This is a genomic window from Zhouia amylolytica, from assembly GCF_900116365.1.
GTDB lineage: Bacteria > Bacteroidota > Bacteroidia > Flavobacteriales > Flavobacteriaceae > Zhouia > Zhouia amylolytica.
In genome coordinates, this window is sequence record NZ_FPAG01000005.1 from 154,898 (window position 1) to 178,737 (window position 23,840).

14 protein-coding genes are annotated in these 23,840 nt (G+C 35.0%); all 14 read left to right on the forward strand.

The window, feature by feature from the left end; translation table 11 throughout:
* The first annotated feature begins 3 nt into the window (after nucleotides 1-3).
* The 14 genes from BM361_RS09430 (at nucleotide 4) to BM361_RS09495 (ending at nucleotide 23,834) form a co-directional block, all read left to right on the forward strand.
* Entirely contained in the window at nucleotides 4-1,593 is a 1,590-nt protein-coding gene (locus tag BM361_RS09430; RefSeq protein WP_139226682.1) for a type IV secretory system conjugative DNA transfer family protein, read from the forward strand.
* A gap of 212 nt (nucleotides 1,594-1,805) precedes the next feature.
* Complete coding sequence (locus tag BM361_RS09435) at nucleotides 1,806-3,590, forward strand: L-fucose isomerase (RefSeq protein WP_074978450.1); 1,785 nt, start codon at nucleotides 1,806-1,808, stop codon at nucleotides 3,588-3,590.
* A gap of 6 nt (nucleotides 3,591-3,596) precedes the next feature.
* Nucleotides 3,597-5,234 (forward strand): ribulokinase, encoded by a 1,638-nt coding sequence (locus tag BM361_RS09440; protein WP_074978452.1) that lies wholly within the window; start codon nucleotides 3,597-3,599, stop codon nucleotides 5,232-5,234.
* Nucleotides 5,235-5,380: 146 nt separating this feature from the next.
* The gene (locus BM361_RS09445) at nucleotides 5,381-6,373 is read left to right on the forward strand and encodes a LacI family DNA-binding transcriptional regulator (protein ID WP_074978454.1); all 993 of its coding nucleotides are present in this window, start codon (nucleotides 5,381-5,383) and stop codon (nucleotides 6,371-6,373) included.
* A gap of 61 nt (nucleotides 6,374-6,434) precedes the next feature.
* Complete coding sequence (locus BM361_RS09450) at nucleotides 6,435-7,286, forward strand: fumarylacetoacetate hydrolase family protein (protein ID WP_074978455.1); 852 nt, start codon at nucleotides 6,435-6,437, stop codon at nucleotides 7,284-7,286.
* Between the two features lie 24 nt (nucleotides 7,287-7,310).
* On the forward strand, nucleotides 7,311-8,648 hold the full coding sequence (gene fucP, locus BM361_RS09455) for an L-fucose:H+ symporter permease (protein WP_254785784.1): 1,338 nt from the start codon (nucleotides 7,311-7,313) through the stop codon (nucleotides 8,646-8,648).
* Between the two features lie 16 nt (nucleotides 8,649-8,664).
* Nucleotides 8,665-9,918: a DUF6786 family protein gene (locus tag BM361_RS09460; protein WP_139226684.1), complete on the forward strand. Its 1,254-nt coding sequence runs from the start codon at nucleotides 8,665-8,667 to the stop codon at nucleotides 9,916-9,918.
* Between the two features lie 33 nt (nucleotides 9,919-9,951).
* Nucleotides 9,952-10,929, forward strand: a complete 978-nt coding sequence (locus BM361_RS09465) for a glycoside hydrolase family protein (RefSeq protein WP_074978460.1) — start codon at nucleotides 9,952-9,954, stop codon at nucleotides 10,927-10,929.
* A 40-nt stretch (nucleotides 10,930-10,969) separates the two neighbouring features.
* A complete protein-coding gene (locus BM361_RS09470; protein WP_074978461.1) occupies nucleotides 10,970-13,600 on the forward strand; it encodes a GH116 family glycosyl hydrolase in 2,631 nt (876 codons plus the stop codon).
* 214 nt (nucleotides 13,601-13,814) lie between these two features.
* The gene (locus BM361_RS09475) at nucleotides 13,815-14,798 is read left to right on the forward strand and encodes a glycoside hydrolase family protein (protein WP_074978463.1); all 984 of its coding nucleotides are present in this window, start codon (nucleotides 13,815-13,817) and stop codon (nucleotides 14,796-14,798) included.
* 469 nt (nucleotides 14,799-15,267) lie between these two features.
* Nucleotides 15,268-18,426 (forward strand): SusC/RagA family TonB-linked outer membrane protein, encoded by a 3,159-nt coding sequence (locus BM361_RS09480; protein WP_083425908.1) that lies wholly within the window; start codon nucleotides 15,268-15,270, stop codon nucleotides 18,424-18,426.
* A gap of 11 nt (nucleotides 18,427-18,437) precedes the next feature.
* Nucleotides 18,438-20,090: a RagB/SusD family nutrient uptake outer membrane protein gene (locus tag BM361_RS09485; protein ID WP_074978466.1), complete on the forward strand. Its 1,653-nt coding sequence runs from the start codon at nucleotides 18,438-18,440 to the stop codon at nucleotides 20,088-20,090.
* A gap of 281 nt (nucleotides 20,091-20,371) precedes the next feature.
* Nucleotides 20,372-21,772 carry a glycoside hydrolase family 172 protein gene (locus tag BM361_RS09490; protein ID WP_074978467.1) on the forward strand — a complete coding sequence of 467 codons (1,401 nt, stop codon included), beginning with the start codon at nucleotides 20,372-20,374 and terminating at the stop codon, nucleotides 21,770-21,772.
* 37 nt (nucleotides 21,773-21,809) lie between these two features.
* The gene (locus BM361_RS09495; RefSeq protein WP_175496569.1) at nucleotides 21,810-23,834 is read left to right on the forward strand and encodes a glycoside hydrolase family 172 protein; all 2,025 of its coding nucleotides are present in this window, start codon (nucleotides 21,810-21,812) and stop codon (nucleotides 23,832-23,834) included.
* Nucleotides 23,835-23,840 lie beyond the last annotated feature (6 nt).

A 23,840-nucleotide genomic window follows, 5' to 3' on the forward strand; every position in this document is an offset into this window, starting at 1 on the left:
GTTATGGAAATTTATAATTCAATATATGGGGTTTTAATCGTATTGGCCATTGGTGGGTTGATATCATTCTTGGTTATAAAATATTTTAAAAATGGATTGGGGATGATGATGATAAGTCTGGGGGTGATCGCTTTGATATCATTTTACCGAATGCCTCTGGAGGCTTTTTATTCTTGTCTTTATACTTTCATAATACCATGGGTTCTTTGTGCAACGGTATGTTATGGTTTGGAGAATTCCTCAACCAAACCTTCGAAATTCAATAAGGCCTACCGGGTTACCTTTAAGACCATGGGAAGGAAATTGGTCCTGGAGAATATCCGACGAGGCGTGTCCATCATAGCTGCAGCCGGTAGTGGTAAAACCCAGAGTATTATCTACGGTTTTTTAAAGAATTTTTACCAGCAGCAATTATGTGGGGTCATTCATGACTACAAAGATTTTGAGATCACCGAAATGGCCTATCCACTGTTTAAAGAAAGTGAGATCCCTTTTTATATTATTTCATTTGATCCCATCCACCACAAGGTGAATCCCATAGCACCTAGATACCTGCCTGATGAAGAAAGTGTCTATGAAGTATCCAGGGTGCTTTTGGAAAACCTGATGGAATCTAAAGATGCCGATAATAACAGTACCACCCGGTTTTTTAAAGATGCCGTAGAAGGTCTGGTCAGCGGGCTGATCTGGCGATTAAAATCCGATTATCCGGATTATTGTACCATTCCTCATTTGATTGCACTATACCAACAACTAAGTACCAAAGGACTTATAAAATTTTTAAGAGCTGATATGACCTCTCGGGCGATGGCTGATGCTTTTATAAGCGGAATCGGTTCTGATAAGCAGACCGCAGGTGTTAAGAGTACGCTGGCCAATGCCTTTAAAAAAATTACCACCAAAAGGATTTTTATAACCCTATCGGCAGATGAGGTTCCATTGGATATTAACAGTCCTAAGAACCCGGCAGTAATCTGCGTGGTGAACAATCCAAAAAAAGATAGTTCGCTGTCTCCAGTTATAGCCACGATCATTCATACGATTACCAAACAGATGAGTCAGCGGCACCGGATGCCTTCTTTTTTGCTTTTGGAGGAGGCTTCTACCTTAAAACTATTAAATATGCATCGGATTCCGGCAACGCTCAGAAGCTATGACATCGCCACGATTTATGTCCTGCAGGATAAAATTCAAAACGACATGATGTATGGAGAAAAGGCTAGCAGGGCTATTCTTTCAAATCTATCGTATCAATTTTTCGGGAAAGCCAATGATCCGGATACCGCTAAATACTATGAAGGCTTTTTTGAACGAGTTAAAGCCCCGACCCGTAGCGTTAGTAAAAGTAGCGGGATGAGCTTTCAAACCCGAATAACTAAAGGGGAAAGGGAAGTAGCCAAAAGAAGAGCAGAGGTGTTTTATAAATTAAGGCAAGGGGAGTTTGTGGTCTTTGCCGATGGGAAGGATAGAAAGGTAAGATTTAAAAATCCTTTAATAGATAGGTTTTTACCTGATACCAAGAATCAACTTCAAGATGAAATGGAGGAAATTTTCGAAAAAATTCATAGGGAGATAAGGGGGTTATTTCAATGATTAATTTTTTATGGTATGGTTAAGGAATTGATTTTAAGAGATGAATATGAACATTTAATCATAATTATATATGATATAAATAATGTTTTTATTGCTTGATTAAATAATTTTTATAAATTAGCTAAATCAATTTAGCAAACCTTCAAATTGTGATTGTGAGATTAATTGATGCTTATAGTATTTAAATTAAGTAAGGAAAAATTTAATATAAAATGGAAAACAATAATAGATTAATAGGAGCCATGCCTAAAATTGGTATTAGACCTGTGATTGATGGACGATTGGGAGGAGTAAGAGAATCGTTGGAAGAAACAACTATGAAAATGGCAGTAAACGCCGCAAAATTAATAGAAACTAACCTAAGGCATGCTGATGGAAGTAATGTAGAATGTGTAATAGCAGATACTTGTATTGGAGGAGTTGCAGAAGCAGCACAAGCAGCTGATAAATTCGAAAAGCAGGGAGTTGGAGTTTCCCTTACAGTTACTCCCTGTTGGTGTTATGGAAGTGAAACCATAGACATGCACCCAACCTGGCCAAAGGCTATTTGGGGATTTAATGGGACAGAAAGACCTGGTGCTGTTTATTTGGCCGCTGCCTTGGCGGGTCACAACCAAAAAGGAATTCCTGCATTCGGAATATATGGAAAAGATGTTCAGGATATTGGAGATGAATCTATTCCCGATGATGTAAAGGGTAAAATATTACAATTTGCAAAAGCTGGATTGGCCGTAGCAACAATGAAAGGAAAGTCATATTTATCAATGGGCTCTGTTTCCATGGGAATAGCTGGATCAATTGTGAAAGATGATTTTTTTGAAGAATATTTAGGCATGCGATGTGAATATATAGATATGTCTGAATTTGCTCGTCGTATAGAGAAGGAAATATATGATGTTGAGGAATTTGAAAAGGCATCTAAATGGGTTCAGAAATATTGTAAGGAGGGTAAAGATTATAACCCAGATAACATTAAAAAATCTCGTGCCGAACTTGATGAAGATTGGAATTTTGTTGTTAAAATGGCATTGATAGGTAAAGATTTAATGATAGGTAATCCCAAATTAAAAGATAAAGGATATGGAGAAGAGGCTTTGGGTAGAAATGCTATTATTTCAGGCTTTCAAGGGCAAAGACAATGGACAGATCATTACCCGAACGGAGACTTTATGGAAGCTATTTTGTCGTCTTCCTTTGATTGGAATGGTGTAAGACAGCCTTTTATGGTGGCGACTGAAAATGATAGTCTCAATGGTGTTTCTATGCTTTTCGGACATCTTTTAACAGGAGCAGCGCAGATTTTTAGTGATGTTAGGACTTATTGGAGCCCTAAGGCTGTTAAAAGAGTGACGGGTTACCAACTCGAAGGCGATAGCTCAGATGGATTCATACATCTGATCAATTCTGGAGCATCGGCTTTGGATGGTACAGGTGAGCAATGTATTGATAATAAACCAGCCATGAAACCATGGTGGGAAATCACAGAGATCGAGGCCCAAAAATGTCTTGAGAAAACAACTTGGGGACCTGGAATGTTAGAGTATTTTAGGGGTGGAGGTTATTCATCAACTTTTAAAACTAAAGGAGAAATGCCAATTACCTTATCAAGAATTAATATTGTTAAGGGTGTCGGTCCTGTACTTCAAATCGCGGAAGGGAAAACAATTGATCTACCCGATCACGTTCATAATCAATTAAATGAGAGAACAAATCCAACCTGGCCAACAACATGGTTTGTTCCAAGGCTTACCGGTAAAGGTCCTTTTAAAGATGTTTATAGCGTAATGGCTAACTGGGGAGCTAATCATGGTGCTTTTGCATACGGTCATATCGGAGCGGACTTGATAACCCTAGCTTCAATGCTTAGAATCCCAGTGAATATGCACAATGTGCCCGAAGACATGATATTTAGACCAAGTGCTTGGGCCTCTTTTGGTATGGATCCAGAGGGAGCAGATTATAGAGCCTGTATAAATTATAAACCATTATATAGTTAATCGATTGTGAAAAGTTTAGTCAAGTATGTTCTAGGAGTTGATTTTGGAACTGATGCAGTTAGAGCCGTTTTAGTTGATGATAGTAGCGGTGAAGTTTTAAGGATTAAGGAAAGCAGGTATGAAAAATGGGCAAATGGTGACTACTGTGTACCTAAAATAAACCAATATAGACAACACCCTCAGGATTATATCGATAGTTTAATCAATGTGGTAAGTCAAATTAAAAGTTCATGTAATGAAGAGGTAATAGAGAATATTTCAGCAATTTCTTTTGATACCACTGGAAGTACTTTAGCCGTAGTAGATGAAAATGGTATACCCCTAGCCATGCATCCTGAGTTTGAAAATAACCCTAATGCCATGTTCATTTTATGGAAGGATCATACCGCCAAAAAAGAGGCAAATGACATAAATAACCTAGCAGAAAAATCATCCGTTGACTATTTAAAATATTCAGGTGGTATTTATTCTACTGAGTGGGTGTGGTCGAAGCTTCTTCATGTATTGAGAAAAGACTCGAAAGTAAGGTCAAGGGCATATAGTTTTGTAGAACATTGTGATTGGATGCCTGCATTATTAACTGGAAAGCAGCATCCTTCATTGATTAAAAGAAGTAGATGTGCTGCCGGTCATAAAGCAATGTGGCATGAAGAGTGGGGAGGTTTTCCTCCAGCAGCATTCTTTTCACAACTGGATCCTGTATTGGGTGAAATAGCTAATAACTTATTACCACATACCTATACAAGTGATTGTCAGATGGGGGAGCTCTCAAGAGAATGGAGCGACAAATTGGGATTGGGAACCCATGTGAAAATTGGAGTTGGGATTTTAGATGCCCATGCAGGAGCTATTGGCGGTGGAATAAGACAAGGTACACTTGTTAAGGTGATGGGAACCTCTACTTGTGATATCCTGATTAGTTCTAAAGAAGAGTTAAACGATAAATTAATTCAAGGCGTATGTGGTCAAGTAGATGGAGCCGTTTTACCGGATTACATAGGTATTGAAGCCGGACAAAGTGCCTATGGAGATATTTTCGCATGGTTCAAAGATCTTTTGTTATGGCCAATTAAGAAAAGTAAAGGTGTAATTAATATGGAGCAGTTTGATTCAGATTCTTTGCTATTAGAGTTATCACGAGAGGCCCAGTCTATTAATGTAACCGAGAGAGATTTGGTAGCTACAGATTGGTTAAATGGAAGACGAACACCAGATGCCAATCATGAATTAAAAGCAACCATTACCGGACTTGATTTGGGGATAACACCTCCAATGGTTTTTAAATCCTTGGTCGAAGCAGCTGCTTATGGTTCAAGAGCTATTATTGATAGAATAAAGTCTTATGGAGTATATATCGAGGAAATTATTGCTGTTGGAGGAGTGGCCAAAAAATCTCCTTATGTAATTCAAACATTGGCTAACGTTTTAGGTTTGCCGATTAAAGTGTATTTAGCCGATGAATCTTGTGCATTGGGCTCAGCAATTTTAGCAACAGTTGTTTCCGGTAAATATAATACTGTTGATCAGGCGAGAAATCAACTAGCGGTTCACGATTATGTCACTTTTGAACCAGAGGATGAGAAAATAGAAATCTATAATGTTCTATATGAAAAGTATAGAAAATTAGGAGCATTAAAAGTTTAGATCTTTTAATAAAATTTTAATTGGATATGGGAAAAATGGAATTAAAGAATGTCATGAGTGATTTTTGAAATAAAAAAAATGTATAATATTGCATACCTACTATTTTAGTATGAAATAATAGACCATCAGATCAAATAAACATTAGTATGAAAAAGGTAAGCCTCGAAGATATTTCAAAAGAATTGGGAGTTTCCAAAACTTTAGTCTCATTCGTAATGAATGGTCGTGCCAAAGAACAAAGAATCAGTGATGAAATGGCTGAAAAAGTTTTGAAAAAGGCCAAAGAAATGGGCTATGAGGCCAATTATGCCGCTAAAGTTTTAAGGACGGGTAAATCTGATACAATTGGATTAATTATAGCTGATATTTCGAACACCTTTTTTGCAAAGTTGGCCAGAAGCATTGAAAATAATGCTCAAAAGCATAAATACAATGTAATTTATGGTAGCACTGATGAAGATACTCGAAATTCAGTTAAATTGATAGAGGTGCTGAAGAAGAAAAATGTTGATGGCCTTATAATTAGCCCCAGTATCGGGGATCAAAAGATTATAAAACAATTGAATAAAGAAAAGATACCTTATGTTCTTGTGGATAGGTATTTTCCTGAAATTCAATCTGATGTTGTAGTAGTGAATAATTTTCAAGGGTCTTATGATATTATTAATAGAGCCATTGAACAGGGAAGTAAAAAGATTGCCTTTTTAAACTTTAATGCGGAATTGGTAAATATGCAAGATCGTTTTAAAGGGTATCAACAAGCCTTAAAAGATGCAGGAATTCCGTATGAAGAAAAGTTGGTGAAGAATTTAAACTTTAGTAATATGGATAAAGAAATAGAAACAGCAATGAAGGAGTTGTTGTCAATTTCTCCTACCATAGATACTATTTATTTTTCGAATAATCAGTTAATGTTGCTAGGAGTGAAGTATCTATTAAGGACTGATAAAGAATTCTTATCCAAAGTGAAGGTTACCAGTTTTGATTGTTACGAATTTATGGATTTATTGGACCTTCCTATATCCTATGGAGAGCAACCTATCAAAGAAATTGGGAAAGTTGCAGTTGATTTGATAGTGGATAAAATTGAAAATAAGCATACCACTCCCAAAATAATTACATTGCCTATAAAGAATTAATTGAAGTTGATATTTAATGAGGTGAAGAATAATAAATAATTGCTAAAACGATTTAGTCAAAATGAAAGTGTTTAAAAAAGGCTCGCTTATATGTATACTATATAAGGGGCAGATTTATAAGAAATATTCGAGTGATTGGAACTCATTTATAAATAGAATTGACCTGTATAATGAGATTTTAATTGATTTAAAAAATGGAAGTTTTTTTCCGTCGCATATGTCTATTGATGAATTGAGTTTGGTTTCCTGGGATCCTCCGATGGATAAACAAGAAATTTGGTGTGCAGGTGTGACCTACAGTCCAAGTAAAAAGGCAAGAATGAAGGAGTCAAAAACTTCAAAAGGGGCTGAATTATATCAATTGATCTATAAGGCTCAAAGACCTGAACTATTTTTTAAATCGGGTAAGAATAGGACAGTAGGACATAATGCTCAGGTTAATATAAGAAGAGATTCCAATAATAGTGTAGCTGAACCTGAGCTTACTTATTTTTTGAGTTCTCATGGTACTATTGAAGGGTATACCATTGGCAATGATATGACTGCAAGAGATATAGAGGGGGACAATCCCCTTTATATTCCGCAAGCCAAAACATACGAAGGTTGTGCAAGTATTGGCCCGTGTCTATATGTTCCGGAAAGTACATCTTTACTAGACTTTAATATAAATATGACAATAGAAAGGGATAATCAAGTCATTTTTGAAAATACTATTAGTTCCTCAGATATGTGTCGTAACTCAGAAGAATTAATTTCTTATTTATTCAATTCTTGCGAGTTTCCATTTGGATGTTTTTTAATGACTGGGACAGGTATCATACCTGATCAGGAATTTGGCCTAATTCGAAAAGATCGAGTTTTAATTACTATTGATCCAATAGGATGTCTGGTAAATACCGTAGGATGTAGATAACTTTGATACTTAAAAATTATGAACTTGAAAACCACCAAAACTTTAAATACCACCAAAACGAATTTGAACAATGCCATTCCAGTTGTTTCAAAAGAACATTTATTACCTTTTATATTAGTTACATCTCTATTTGCCCTTTGGGGTTTTGCAAATGATATAACAAATCCAATGGTTTCTGCATTCAAGAAAATATTGGAACTGGATAATTTCCAAGCTTCACTGGTTCAATTAGCATTTTATGGAGGTTATGGTACTATGGCATTACCTGCGGCTATTTACATCAAAAAATATTCTTATAAAAAAGGAATCCTACTAGGTTTACTCTTATATGCGATAGGTGCATTGATGTTTTATCCAGCTGCAGTATATCAAGAATACATCTATTTTTTAATAGCTCTTTATGTTTTAACCTTCGGGCTTGCTTTTTTGGAGACAACCGCCAACCCATATATTCTTTCGATGGGTGATACACGTACAGCGACCCAACGTCTTAACCTAGCACAAGCCTTCAACCCTATAGGTGCTTTATCAGGCCTTTTTGTAGCTCAGACCTTTATACTTGGTGCCCTACAATCTGATGATGTTGACTATGGATCCTTATCAATCACTGCCAAAGAATCTATTAGAGCCACAGATCTTATGGTTATTAGAGACCCTTATGTTGCTTTAGGGGTTTTTGTGCTTTTAATGTTCGGAGTTATTTCAATGGTGAAAATGCCAGAAAGTGTGGAGCAAAAACAAACCAATATTTGGAGTTCGATTAAACGCTTATTTCAAAAAAAGAGATTTGTTGGTGGGGTCATAGCACAAACCTTTTATGTAGGAGCACAAATCATGTGTTGGACTTATATATATCAATATGCTGAACTACTAGGGATAGATAATCAAACCACTGTTTATTACGCTATGTTGGCTTTGGCGGTATTTTTATTAGGTAGATGGCTGTGCACATTTCTATTACGTTTTTTTAATTCGGGGTTTTTATTATCAGGGTTGTCTTTGGCTGCGATGGGGTGTACACTAGGTGCAATATTTATTCAAGGAATAACTGGTTTGTATAGTCTCATTGCGATTTCATTTTGTATGTCTTTAATGTTTCCTACCATTTATGGTATTGCATTAGAAGGGTTAGGAGAAGACACCAAATATGGATCAGCCTTTTTGGTAATGGCTATTGTAGGGGGAGCTATTTTACCTTCTTTACAGGGAATGATTATGGATATAGGTGGTCCCGGATATGATGATGTTAGGATTCTAGGTGTTCCTGAGGTTAATTTTTCTTTCGTGTTACCACTTGTGTGTTTTATAGTGGTAGCGATTTATGGATATAAGGCGATTAACTATACCAAGAATGATAAATAATTAAAAAAATTGATCTATGAAAAGACAGAGGAGTTTCTATTTATCAATCATCGTAGTATTTCTTTTTAACACGGGATGTAATCTATTTAACCAAAATCAAAAAGCTAAAAATAGTGTAATGGAATTTGAAAAGGGAACATTTGGACACGATGAAAAGTTTTTGGAAAAATATTACCAAGACTTAATTGTATTGAATACAAAAGATGAAAAAGCAAAAATAATTATCTCACCTGAACTGCAGGGTAGAGTGATGACAAGTACATTGAATGGTAATAAAGGCTATAGCTTTGGATGGATAAATTATGATTTGATTTCCTCAGGTAAACTAAATGAGCAATTCAATCCCGTTGGAGGGGAAGAACGCTTTTGGTTGGGACCTGAAGGTGGTCAGTTTGCCTATTATTTTCCACAAGGAAAAAGTTTCACATTTGAAAACTGGAAAGTGCCTAGTCCTATTGATACCGAGCCTTTTGAAGTGACAGGCAAAACTTCAGATAGAGTTGTATTTCAAAAGGATTTTACCTTAGTGAATTTTTCCGACTATGTATTTAAAATAGGGGTTAAAAGGACTATAGGATTATTAGAAACCCCTGAAATTTTACAGCGAATTGACCTTCCGGGGCTTGATGTCCAAGCAGTGGGGTATGAGACTGAAAATCAACTGACAAATATTGGTGATCAGCCGTGGACTAGAGAAACAGGAATGCCATCAGTTTGGTTATTGAGCATGATGACACCCTCTCCTGAAGTTACGGTAGTTATCCCAGTTAAAGATAATCATGCCAATAAAAAAGAAGATGTAGTAAATGACAATTACTTTGGTAAAGTTGAAGATGCTCGACTTAAAGTAATAGGAAATACAATATTTTTTAAAGCTGATGGAAGCAATCGTGGTAAAATTGGCGTGTCTCCAGATAATGCAACCGGGGTTATGGGGAGTTATGATGCAATTAATGAAACACTTACGATACTTCAAATTAAGCCGCCTAATTCAAATGATCCCTATGTGAATTCAGCTTGGGAATATCAAAAGGAACCTTTTGAGGGAGACGCCTTGAACTCTTATAATGATGGACCTCTCGATGATGGATCCCAAATGGGACCTTTTTATGAATTGGAGAGTTCTTCACCAGCACTATCTCTAAACCCTGGTGAAGATTATAATCACATACAACGCATATATCATTTCAAGGGAGGTGAGGGTGCTTTGGATTCAATAAGTCGAAAAGTGTTAAATGTTTCAATCAATGCTATTAAAAAAGTGTTTTAACACTATTCTTTATAGTTATAACTTTAATTTTTTATGAAAAAAATATTTTTTTTAATTTTTATAGGTATATGCTCATGTAAGGTTTCTAAGCAAGATATCTCAAACCGAAGCCTATTAGAGAAAGCTGAAATCCCATATATTAAAGGAGAGAGCAAGCTTGCCTTTAATCCTAAACCATCCACTGATTTTGATGATAATAAATGGTTCACAAATGATCATTGTTTTGTGGAGGACGAATCAGGAATATTGCATTGGTTTGGAATAAACAATCCCTTTCCTCCTGAGGGAAAACAACTGTATAGATATCACCCTTACCTTGGACATCTCACTACGGATGCACCAGAGGATAACTGGAAGCGAGAAGATTTTGCGGTAAATGAGATTAATGGAACCGAATATATTGGGGCTCCATATATTGTAAAACATGAAGAGTCAGGAAGATGGGTTATGGTCGTCGAACAATGGAGAGAGAATAGGCAGTTGGAGGTGTATTGGTCAGATGATTTATATAATTGGGAAGAAACCAAAAATCCAATCCTGCCAAATAAACTATGGATCGGAACTAGAGACCCTCACATAATGAAAGGCTCAGATGGAAAGTATTGGATTCATGTGGTTGCTACCGGTAATAAAGGAGTGAATCAATCACAAGTTCTTAGAATTCGTACAAAGGATTTTGTGAATTTTGATGAACCTGAAACAATCTTAGGTATTGATGATAATAATTGGGCCACTCTTATAGAGTCACCTTATCTTGTTGAAAGAAATGGAATGTGGTATCTGTTTTTTACCTACGCTCATCGAAGATATGCCGAAACAATTGTGGTTGTTTCAGATAATCCTGATCATTTTAATTATAAAGAAAATGTGCTAACAACCATGTTTGGTCATGCAGCCGAAATTTTTAGGTATAAAGGGAAGGAATATATCACTTCTTGTGGTCCGGAGGATGCTCATTACTTAAATTCTCATGGTGTAACAATAGCTGAATTAGGTTGGTTAAATCAGTGAAAAAAATGTTTAAAATAATTGATTTTGAAAAGAAAACATTATGATTAATAATTCATTTTATAGAAATGTATTTAAAATATCGGTAAATTTTTTAATAGGTTTATACACTAGCTTGAGTATTTCCCAAGATGTAACCAATTATAAAACTACCGAAGAATTAAAATATATTGGAATGCCAGTTGGAGGCATTTGTACAGGCCAAGTTTATCTAGGAGGCGATGGACAATTGTGGTATTGGGATATTTTTAATGTTTCCATGTTAGATCCAGGTAATGGTGGGGGACATCGATATTATAATAATCCTTTGACTCAAGATAAAAAATTTGAAAATGGTTTTGGATTAACCATCCGTCAAGGCAAAAAAGTAATTTCAAGATCGTTGAATAGCAAGGGATTCTCAAATATTAATTTTGTAGGTGAATATCCCATAGGGAAAGTTTTTTATAATGATGATAGATTGCCTGTCAGTGTAGAGCTTAATGCTTTTTCGCCATTTATCCCAACAGATGCTGAAAACTCAGGGCTGCCAGTAACAGTTCTTGAATACACCGTTAAAAATAATGATACAAAAAAACTAGAAGTAGAATTAAGTGGCTGGTTACAAAACATGTCAAGTTATTGGAGCTCCAATAAAGTGGAAGGTGCCCATACCAATGAAATAATTTCAACTGATAATTATACACGTTTAATTTGTAAAAGTGACGATGTATTAAAGGATCAATTGCCGGATTGGGGCTCTATGAGTTTAACACTAGTTGGTAAGGGAACGGGAACAGCAAAGGCCCCAGATTTAAAAGGACTTCCGGTATATAATTCTGAGAACAATGCCCGTAAAGCTTCCATTGAACTTGGACAAAAATTAGTGGGGAGCGTGTCAGGAAAAACAATTTTAAAGCCAGGTGAGAGTAAAACCTTTAAATTTCACTTGAGTTGGTACTTTCCAAATATTCATCTATGGGATGGAGCGCATCATTGGAAAAATAAAGAAAATTTAAGGCATTACTATACCAGTAAGTTCTCTAATTCTTTAGAAGTTTCAGATTATTTGTTAGATAACCCATGGATTATTAAAACTACTAAAAAATGGAACAAAACCTGGTATGATTCTACCTTACCTAAATGGTTCTTGGATAGAACTTTTATAAATGTGAGCACACTTGCTACAACAGCTTCTGTTCGATTTAATGACTTAATGGATAGGCCTGATAGTGAAGGACGTTTTTACACCTATGAAGGGGTTTATCTTGGTGAAGGAACTTGCACTCATGTTTTTCATTATGAACAGGCAATGGGAAGAGTTTTTCCTAATTTGGCTCGACAACTCCGTCAACAAACTGATTTAGGTTTATCTTTTGATCAATCTGGAATCATTAAATACAGGGGTGAATTTAGTAATTTAGGACGTCATGATGGTCGGGGATTTGCCATAGATGGTCATGCCGGGACAATAATGCGTATTTACAGAGAGTATTTGATGTCTACAGATAAATCTTTTTTGGCAGACAATTGGAGTAAAATAAAAAAGGCTATACTGATTTTAATTAATCAAGATAAGGGTGTAAACGGAATTGCAGATGGAATTATAGAGGGCAAGCAGTACAATACTTTGGATAGAACCTGGTATGGTAAAATATCTTGGATAAGTGGATTGTATGGTGCTTGTTTAAGAGCTGGTGCTGAAATGGCTGGAGAAATGGGGGATATTAAGTTCTCTAAACAGTGTGAAAGAATATCTCAAAAATCTTTTAAAAATATTTCTAAAGAGCTATTTAATGGAGAATATTTTATCCAAAAAACAGATCCTAAACACCCTGAAGCTCCCAACTCAAATATAGGATGTCATGCCGATCAATTATTAGGACAATACTGGACTACACAAACAGGATTGGGTGATATACTGCCAAAGAATGAAATTAAAAAGGCTCTTCAGTCTATAATGGAGTATAATTTTGTTAATAACTATGGGCGTTATCTTCAAAGCGCTGAAATTCCGGTTAGTCGTTATTATGCTGATGATGATGAGAAAGGTATTATTATGTGCACTTTTCCTAAGGGAGGAGCCACAAAAGCTCCGGGGCTTATAGAGAATGAATGGGAAAAACTGGTAGTTGGTTATTTTAGTGAGATCTGGACTGGACAAGAGCATCAATTGGCAGCAACAATGATTTCAGAAGGACTCCTTGAGGAAGGGTTGAAAATAGAAAGAGCAATACATGACCGATATGACCCAATAAAGAGAAACCCATTTAATGAAATTGAATATGGAAATCACTATACAAGGGCTATGAGTGGTTATGCTCCGTTTATTTCTATTTCTGGATTTATCTATAACGGCCCGAAAGGTATTATTGGTTTTAACCCTAAATTCAACACAAATAACTTCAAGTCAGGATTTATTACTGCAGAGGGCTGGGGAAGTTTTTCTCAAAAAGTAAATGATTCCGAAAAACTAATTGAGCTTAAATTGAATTATGGGAAATTGAAATTAAATGAATTTAAAGTTCCTGTCCCTAAAGGGAAAAAAATAGAGAGAGTTCAATTGTCATTGGATAAAAAAAATACAGATGTAATTTCAAAAAAAGTTCAAAACGAGTTTTTATCAATAAAGTTTCAACCACAAAACCTTAAACAAGGCGATGAGCTGAAGTTAGTTATTCAATACAAATCTTAATTGTTTAATAAGATATATAGAAATCTAGGTGTTAGAAAGCTACCTTCTCAACTTTTCAATGATAAATAAAAATCAGATCTAAGTTAAATGTTAATCTTGGAAATAATATGATATCAAGATATTGATCTTATGTTGTAATGAAAGGTTTTGAACTTGAGGTTTCCAAGTGTAAACTCAAAATATAGATGTAGAGTATTTAAACAAAAAATAAATTATGAAATTAAAAATAGTTAATATATCGTATTTTTTTATAGCTATTATATTATTGGTAGCTTGTAAAAATGAGAAAGAAATAAAGCAGGTTAACAAGAGGAATAATGTTGAAAAGCCAGTAATAATAAGTGAATGGCAACATATTTTTAACCCTAATGATACCCGCTCAGAAATTGACACCACTTGGTATACCAACGATCATTGTTTTGCAAAAGGTAATGATGGTAAATGGCATGCCTATGGTATTATTGGTCATAAACCAGTAAACCCTTGGACAGGGGAAAACAAACTTTTTCATATTTCTGCCGATAGTATTTCTCAATTGAAGTGGGAAGATCATGACTATGCTTTAACTGCCAAGGAAGGAGTCGAACGCGTCTTATGGGCTCCTCATGTGTATCAAGAGAATGGTGAAAACTATATGTTTTATAATATTGGTAACCTTCAAGAGAATGCACCAAATTACGCAAGCTGGGGACAACTCTGTATGGCAAAATCAAAAGATATGTTTGAATGGAAACGTCATGAACTTAATCCATTGTTTAGTGATCCAGGTCATGCTAGGGATTCTTATATATTGAAAAGTAATGGAGTGTATTATTTTTACTATACTCGAACTTATAGTGAAGTCGATCTACGTTCTTGTGTAGCTGTGCGTACCAGTCCGGATTTGAAACATTGGAGTGGACCTAAAATTGTACATATTCAGCCCTTTGAAGTAGACTGGGGAGGTGATGCTGAGAGTCCTTTCGTAGTAGAGAAAAATGGCATCTTCTACCTTTTTGTTTGTCGTGCAATGACAGAATATGATCAAACGCACGTGTACTACTCTAAGGATCCTACCAACTTTCCAAAGGAAAATTTAGTTTGCGAACTTCCTACTCATGCTTCAGAAATAATTAAAGTCAATGAGGATGAATGGTATATATCTACTACCGGATGGAACAAAAAAGGATTGTTTCTCGCCAAACTGGATTGGGAATAGAACTCCAATGGTTAATTAATTATACTTTGATCTTTGTGGATAAAATCTAAATGTTTTATCCACAAAGTCCGATAAGTTCATTTTAGATATTTTTCCTAATATTTTAAAGTAGATGAAATGAGTTTTTTAAGAAGATATATTTTCGGAACTCTATAAGGAGTGAGACTAAGGAATTCATCAAGTATTATACTAAAATTTAAAACAGATTTTAATTTTTTAGCATTTTAAGTTTGTATAATACAAAAAAATAAATACATTAGCTAAATCGATTTAGTAACCTTGTAAGGCCGGAATTTCAATAGCTAAATTTTTTTACATTTTTTGCTAAATCGAATTAGCAAATTTAATAACATGAATATCAATTGCTTATGAAAAACAAACTTTAAAATTTTTTATGCACCACCACTAAGTGATACACCACTCACTTTTGTTATTAATTAATGTTTAATCAACCATTAAATATCAAATTATGATTAAAAAACTTTGCTTAACTCAAATATTCAAAAGACCGTATAACACCATGGTCTTATTGTTTACAGTATTAAGTTTTATACAGCTTAATGCTGCTAATGAATTTAATTTTCATGGAGACGATAATACTTTACTTGAAAGTATTGATCAACAAACTATTACCGGAAAAGTAACCGATGTTAATAATATCCCTTTATCAGGTGTGAATATTATGATAAAAGGAACCTCTGTAGGTACCAATACTAATTTTGATGGTGAATATAGCCTCAAGGCTAAACCAGGCGATGTTTTAGTATTCTCTTACGTGGGTATGAAGTCCACTGAAGTAAAGATTGAGAGACAGGCTACCATTAATATAGTTTTGGAGGCTGATACAAGTCAACTCGATGAAGTTGTGGTTGTTGGATATGGATCTAAAACTAAAGCATCTCTAACAGGAGCGGTAGAGGTTGTAACTGCAAAGGATATTGAAAGTAGACCAGCAACTAATATCTTAGCGACTTTACAGGGGTTGGTTCCCGGTGTTACCATAACTAGATCAAGTGGTCAACCTGGTAGAGAAGGTTTCAATATAAATTTAAGAGGTATATCTTCAGTCAATGGAGGGAACACTCCTTTAATTCTTGTTGATGGAAATCCAGTTGATGATTTTAATACCATTAACCCAAAGGATATAGAGAATATCTCTTTCCTGAAAGATGCATCAGCCGCAATTTATGGATCTAGGGCTGCAGGTGGAGTTGTTTTGATAACAACAAAATCAGGAGCAAAAGGTAAACCCTCAATTAGGTTAACTGCGTTTACAGGTATGTCCTCAGTTCTAAATAAAATTGAATATCCCAATATGATGGAGTATGCTTTAATGCATAGAGAAGCCGATATTAATAACGGCGTTGCACCATTTTGGAATGATGAAAGAATTAACTTAATTGAACAAGGTTCGCCACCAGTGCGATTTGAAGGATACCCGGAATTCCAGTTTTTTCAAAGTACAGATTGGGTGGATGAAATGTATGGTACTGGAACACAACAAGACTATAACCTAAGTGTTAGCGGAGGTGGAGATAATTCCAATTATTATTATTCAATAGGCTATAATAAGACAGATGGATTGCTAGAGAGCGCACCGGATAATGCTGAGCGATTTAATATTAGATCAAATTATTCATTCAAATTATCTGATAAATTCAGAATCGATACAAAATTAGCGTTTGAGAGATTAAAAACAGAGGAATTATATTGGCTTGATCGTGTAATAAACTCGGTCCGAATAACACCAATATTTTTCCCTGTTAAAACTCAAAGTGGAGAGAATTATTTTTCTCAATGGGGGTATTCAAACCCTGTAGCTATGGCTAGAGAAGGAGCTCCCTTAGAACGTTGGACAAATAGATTCATTCCTAATTTAAAAGTTAATTGGGAATTTGCAAAAAACATTCAATTTATAGGTCAAGCAGGGTTAACTTTTGAGAGCTATGACTCTAGAAGAATTACCACGCCTGTTCCTTATTACTTTTGGGATGATAAATTCGCGTATAATGAGTATGCAACCTATCCAAATAATGCCAACTACGGCTTTAGTAAAACAAATCAACGAAATTATTCAGCTCGATTACAATATGATAATTCATTTAACGAAGTTCATACCGTTGGTGTGATGGTGGGGGCAACCCATGATGAATATGATAATGATTGGTTCAGTGCATATCGTGACAGGTTTATTACAGATGAATTATTTACCCTAAATCTAGGAGATAAAGAAAATATGTCAAATAGTGGTGGAGGATACCACTGGGCGTTACAGTCTTTAATTTCTCGATTGAATTATAGTTATAAAGGTAAATATATGTTGGAGGCTAATTTCCGATATGATGGAACTTCTAGATTTGAAAAGTCACAGCGCTGGAAGTTATTTAGTTCCTTACAAGCTGCTTGGCGTATTTCTGAGGAAGGGTTTATTAAGTCTTTGAATTTCTTCGACAACTTAAAACTAAGAGCATCATATGGAGAATTAGGAAACCAATCTGGGATAGGGCTTTATGATTATGTGCAAAATATTAATATTGGTGGGCAATATCCATTTGGTGATACGCAGAGAGCACAATCGGCAACCTTAGCAGGAATGGTCTCTACTAATAGAACCTGGGAAACCCTTATCTCTAGAAACATTGGTATTGATGCCAGTATATTCGATAGTAGATTGAACCTATCTTTTGATTACTATAAGAAAACAAACAAAAATATGTTAGTAGGGGTAACCCTGCCATCAGTCTTGGGTGCTTCACCTCCATATACAAATAATGGAGAATTAGATTCTTGGGGTTGGGAACTCAATGTCGGCTGGAATGATCAAAGCCATGATTTTCAATATGGAATGAACCTAGTGTTGAGCAATAGTGATAATAAAGTAACAAACCTTGGGGGATTTGATAATTATGGACCAGGCTTTAATTCATATCGACAAGGGTATAGATCTAATTTATACTACGGTTTTGATTTTGATGGAATAATTCAAGATCAAGAGACATTGGATGCCTATAGGCAACTTGATGGTGTTCCTTCTAATATAGGTATTGGAGATGCGATGTATAGAGATGTTGATGGAAATGGTAGGATAGATGCTTATAGTGATGAGAGACAAAATGGAGATTTAGTTATTTTAGGTACAATGGATCCTCAATATTCATTTGGTGTAAATTTAAATGCTAAGTATAAAGGTTTCGATTTTAGCGCATTTTTCCAAGGTGTTGGTAAGAGAACAGTTTTTAGAGAAAATGAAGCTAGAATTCCGTTTAACCAACCATGGTATCACCCGCCAAGACTTTTTTATAATAATACATGGTCACCTGAACGTCCTGATGCTAAGTATCCAAGAATTTCCCATAGTAATATAAGATGGTGGAACTTCGCACATTCATCAAATAACAAGGAAAATGGAGCTTATGTAAGATTAAAGAATATTCAAATTGGATATAGTCTTTCAGAACAAGTTTTAGGTAAAATCAATGGGGTTCAAAATTTTAGAATTTACCTGAGTGCAAATGATATTTGGGATTATCATAAACTTCCTGGGGGATATGATCCAGAAGATAACTCATGGGGTAGTAACTATCCTTTTGCCAAATCTATTGCTGTTGGTTTAGATGTAACATTTTAAAAAGTGAAATTATGAATTTAAAAAATATAATAATTGCCTTACTTGTATTAGTAATTACAAGTGCCTGTACAAAAGATTTAGAGCTCTATCCGAAGGATCAAGTTTCAGATGGATCCTTTTGGAACAATCCAAGGGATTTTGAATTAGCTGCCAATGCATTTTATGGTAATTTACCTGGGTTTGCCTATCCTAGAGATACCGAGTCAGAAATCACCTTCGGTCAAGGACCTAACCAGCTTAGTAATGGGACTTACTTAGCTCCGGATGAATCTGGACTTTGGAATGGGGCATATGCATCCATAAGGGGAATAAATTATTTGCTTTTACAAAGTGAGAATTATCCTGAACCTAATGAAATTGGTAGGTGGGTAGGAGAGGCCTATTTTTTTAGAGCGTTTAATTATTTTAATTTATTAACCAATTATGGTGGCGTACCTATTGTGACCAAGGTTTTAGATACGGATAGTGAGGAGTTAGTAGCACCTCGTAATTCAAGGGACGAAGTAGCTGATTTAATTATTGATGACCTCCAGAATGCAATTGATAGATTACCAAATCAAAGTGATATTCCATCAAATGAATTAGGGAAAGTATCCAAAGAGGCAGCACAAGCATTTTTAAGTCGAGTGGCATTGTTTGAAGGAACTTGGGCCAAGTTTCATGGAGGAAATAAAGCTAACGAGCGCTTAACAGTTGCAGCGCAGGCTGCAAAGGCAGTAATAGACGGAGGGCAGTTTAACCTGTTCGAAGAATTTGGAACAGAAGAAAGTTATAGAAAGCTTTTTATTGAAGCAGGTGAGGATTGCAACGAGGTAATTCTTTCAAGAAGATATGTGTTGGATATTAATGGTACTCATAATGCTACCAGATGGCTTGAACAAAACATAATGAATCCTACACGTAGCTTGGTGGACGATTACTTATGTACAGATGGACTTCCGATAAGTAGCTCTCCATTATTTATGGGCTATGATTCTATGGCATCAGAATTTGAAAATAGGGATCCAAGATTGAAGCAAACAGTATTGAAGCCTGGTGTTGAATATATAGGAGCAAATGCTACATTAACGACTTATGAAAAACCCAGACTAGAAGGGGCATTAACCCGAACAGGGTATACAAATTATAAGTTTTTAGGTGAAACCGAAGAATCATGGGCAGGTAGAGCCGAGTATGATAATATTGTCTTTAGACTTGGTGAGGTGTTGCTTAATTATGCGGAAGCGAAATTTGAATTGGACGGGGCTATTTCTGATGCGGATTTAAATATATCCATTAATAAATTAAGAGACCGTGTTGGCATGCCACATTTAACCAATGCCCATGTAATGACAAATGGTCTTAGTATGCAGAATGAAATAAGACGTGAAAGAAAAATTGAATTGGCTTGTGAAGGATTTCGATTTAATGATTTAATGCGCTGGAAGATTGCTGAGGATGAACTGCCAAAAGCTATTAAAGGGATAAAATTTGTTGGTACCGAATATGAAAGCGTATTTCCTGAGATAACCCCTGGTGTAAACTTTGAAGTTGACGCCGAAGGATATATTATAGCAGAATTAGCTTCAAATAGATTTTTCGATGATTCTAAGCATTACCTAAGGCCATTACCTAAAGTACAAATAAACTTAAACCCAAATCTGGAACAAAATCCAGGTTGGTAACGATTGATTGATTTGTTTTTAAACCATAACAATTAATTATACATAGATTAATTAGATTGGTTTGAGTTAGTTTAGTTTGGGGGAGTCTACAGACTCCCCTTTTTAAAAAATATTATACGCATTAGTTTGATTGTATAAGAGTTTAAAGTAAAGAAATGCATCATTCGTTTCGTAGAATGCCATTAATTTTTTGTAATACCTGTAAAATGAAAATTCTAAAATTTATAATATCTGGTTGCCTGTTATTAATTGTTTTTTCGTGCAAGTCAAATTTGAATATATTGGAAGAACTTTCATTGATAGAAAATATTGCGAGCCCTAAAGAAGACTGGGAAGGTATTATGTTCAGCAGTTATGATCGTAACGGTGGAAATGATGATGGCTTTGCAGGAACCTTCTCTAAACTTAGACTAGAGAAAGGCAATAGCGTATTAGCAGAGTGTAATGGACCTGGATATATAAGTCGAATTTGGTTTACACATTCATCATTAGATGTTGATGGACTTTTAGCAAGAAAAAAGGAGCATATTAAAATATATCTTGATGATAAAGAAACTCCTTTAATTGATATTCCCTTGGAGAATTTATTTCAAGGAACAGAAGAAGGATTCCCTAATGGACTGGTGGGTAAAGGTCTTGGTGGATATTATTGTTATGTTCCAATCTCTTTCAATAATTATTGTCGTGTCGAAGTGGAAGGTGATGATGTGAAGTTTTACCAAGTAAATGTCCAAATGTATAAGGGAAATAAAAAAATAAAAACTTTAAGTCAAAAAAATCTTGTTGATACTAATAAACTATTGAAAGATTTTGGAGAAATGATACATGAACATATGGGGGGTAATAAAGAAGCCTTAAAGGAATTTATTATTAATGTGCCCGCCAATGAAGTAGGATCTTTGGAGATTGAAAAAGACTTAGGCATAATTAATGAATTAAATATTGAGGTTGCACCCAATAATTTAGAAAGCCTTTTAAAATGTCAGTTGAAAATATATTGGGATGATCATAAAAGTCCTTCGGTTGATGTCCCGTTAAAAATGTTTTTTACAATCCCGAATAAAGATAATCCATCATTGTCCTTATTTTCAGGATATAAGAATGGTAAATTGTATAATACTTTACCAATGCCATTCAATAAAAAAGCAAGAATTGAAATTATTTCAAACGACCAAGAATTAATGTTAAAAGTTGGTTGCCTAATACGAGATCAAAATAAGGAGACCCCAAGAGTTCTTTCAACTTATTACAACGAGAACCTACCGACTAAAAATAAAGACAAACCACATTTGTTATTGGATACAAAAGGAGAAGGACATTATGTAGGAACATTTTTGATAACCGAAGGAAAAACCCATGGAAAACATCTTCCGGTTTGGCTTGAAGGTGATGAAGTTTTTGAGATTGATGGAGAAATTAAAATTCATGGTACTGGAACAGAAGACTATTTTAATTGCGGATGGTATGGTGTTGAAGGACGATTAAACAATTCTGAAAATTTTCCTTTACATGGATTTCCTGAGTATAGGATGGACATAACTGGTAAAGCTTCAGCCTACAGATGGCACTTGTTGGATCCAATTCCTTTTAAAAGTTCTATTCATGCAACTATAGAACATGGGACAAATAACAGCATTGAGGCAGACTATAGGAGTGTTGCTTTTTATTACATCAATCAATAGAATCATAAATTAGGTTGGAGTTTAAACCATGAATAACTTGAATATAAAACTATTAAGAATTATCGTTTTAGCCTTATTGGTAGTAAGTGGTTGTCAAAATAAAAAAATCAACCAAGAGGTCATCGATATCTATTCTTTACTAAATGAAATGATGGATAGAGATAGATTGGCAATATGGCCTGAATTACCATATAAAACACTTCAGGTTAGTAGTTATTCTCGTAAATCCATTGCCAAAAATCAAGAAGGTTGGTATGATAATAATGATGCAAGTCAATTTGTTAGGATTGATACAATTCAAGGACGTCAAGAGTTTGTTTTGATGGATGAAGACGGACCAGGAGCTATTGTTCGATTTTGGAGTACTTGGCATGCTCAAAAATTTTCAATGGGAACACTTAGGTTTTATTTTGATCATTCTCAAGTTCCTCAAATTGAGGGAAGAATTGATCAAATTATTTCAGCTAACAAATATGTGGGAAAGGAGCTCTCTCAGCCAACTTCACCATTCCTTGAGAATGGTGGTTGGTTTTCAGGTCACAATTTGTATTTACCCTTACCCTATGCTAAACATTGTAAAGTGACTTACCAAAAGGCAGATGAAAAGGTAGATGATGTACTTTATTATCAAATAAATTACCGTAAATATGATTCGAATATTTCGGTAAAGACATTTCAGAAGGGAGACTGGGAAAGTGATAAATTTCAAGAAAAAATATCTAAACTAAATGAAGTTATATATAAAACCCCTGTTAGTGAAAATAGTAGGCACATAAGCTCAAATGGAAGTATAGACCCTAATGGGGATTCGATTTCATTACATATTAATGGTAATAGGGTAATAAGGCAATTAACAATTAAGTTGAGTTCAGAAAACTTAGAGCAAGCACTACGATCAACGGTTGTAAAAATGACCTTTGATGGTAAACAAACCGTTTGTGTACCTGTTGGAGATTTTTTTGGAACTGGTTACAAAATTTCTCCAACAAGAACTTGGTTAAATGTGGTAGAAGAGAATGGCTTATTGTCAATCTTTTTTCCAATGCCTTTTAAGAAGCTTGGACAAGTATCTTTATATAATTACGGAAATCAGGTTGTTGATGTAGAAAAATTTGAGTTAATACACTCTCCTTGGAAATGGGATGATCAAAGTCTTTATTTTCATGCTAATTGGCGTAATTATTCTAATATTAAAACTTCAGAAAAAAGAGATATTAATTATGTCCATATTTCTGGTAAAGGTAAATATGTTGGGGATGTTTTAACCTTATTTAATAATAGTTATGAGTGGTGGGGTGAAGGAGATGAAAAAATTTATGTAGATGATGAAACGTTTCCTTCCAATTTTGGGACTGGAACTGAGGATTATTATGGATATGCTTGGTGTAGTGTGGTTAACTTTTCTTCGTCATTTGTAGCTCAGCCTATAGGGAACGGAAATAGAAGTCCAGGATTAACGGTAAATAGCCGATGGCGTTCTCTAGATGTTATTCCTTTTAATAAATCATTAAAATTTGATATGGAATTATGGCATTGGGATAAGACGCAGATGGATTATTCACCAACAACATTTTGGTATGGCACAGAAAAGGCTACGGCAAATGAAATAGATGTTATTGAACAAGAAGTTAAAATACCTGTGAAATTATCGCAAAGGTTTGAAGGAGAAGGTATTAAGGTAGAGAGTATTTCGGGAGGAGAGATTATTGTTGAAGCATTTTTGTCCTATGAATGGAGTGCTAGAAATCATATGTTATGGAGAAGTTTTAACAAGGGAGATAAACTGGATGTTCTAGTATATTCAGGTGAGGAAACACAGGGAGAATTAAAAGCAGTGTTTACAACAGGTCCTGAATACGCCAAGGTTGATGTAATTTTAAATGGACAAATGATATTTCAGGATCTTGATCTTAATGGTCAAAAGTTAGCACCTAAAACCTTTATTATTCCTAAGTTGAAAATAAGAAAAGGGAACAACCGATTAAGGTTTGTAATAAAAGGAATGAATACAAATAATTTCAAAGCATCCAAGTTCGGGTGTGATTTCATCGAAATAAATTAATGGGTC

Bases quoted from the DNA above. Each gene is read 5' to 3' on its own strand.
- BM361_RS09430 (WP_139226682.1), top strand. From the start codon at position 4: ATGGAAATTTATAATTCAATATATGGGGTTTTAATCGTATTGGCCATT.
- BM361_RS09435 (WP_074978450.1), top strand. From the start codon at position 1,806: ATGGAAAACAATAATAGATTAATAGGAGCCATGCCTAAAATTGGTATT.
- BM361_RS09445 (WP_074978454.1), top strand. From the start codon at position 5,381: ATGAAAAAGGTAAGCCTCGAAGATATTTCAAAAGAATTGGGAGTTTCC.
- BM361_RS09450 (WP_074978455.1), top strand. From the start codon at position 6,435: ATGAAAGTGTTTAAAAAAGGCTCGCTTATATGTATACTATATAAGGGG.
- BM361_RS09460 (WP_139226684.1), top strand. From the start codon at position 8,665: ATGAAAAGACAGAGGAGTTTCTATTTATCAATCATCGTAGTATTTCTT.
- BM361_RS09465 (WP_074978460.1), top strand. From the start codon at position 9,952: ATGAAAAAAATATTTTTTTTAATTTTTATAGGTATATGCTCATGTAAG.
- BM361_RS09470 (WP_074978461.1), top strand. From the start codon at position 10,970: ATGATTAATAATTCATTTTATAGAAATGTATTTAAAATATCGGTAAAT.
- BM361_RS09475 (WP_074978463.1), top strand. From the start codon at position 13,815: ATGAAATTAAAAATAGTTAATATATCGTATTTTTTTATAGCTATTATA.
- BM361_RS09480 (WP_083425908.1), top strand. From the start codon at position 15,268: ATGATTAAAAAACTTTGCTTAACTCAAATATTCAAAAGACCGTATAAC.
- BM361_RS09485 (WP_074978466.1), top strand. From the start codon at position 18,438: ATGAATTTAAAAAATATAATAATTGCCTTACTTGTATTAGTAATTACA.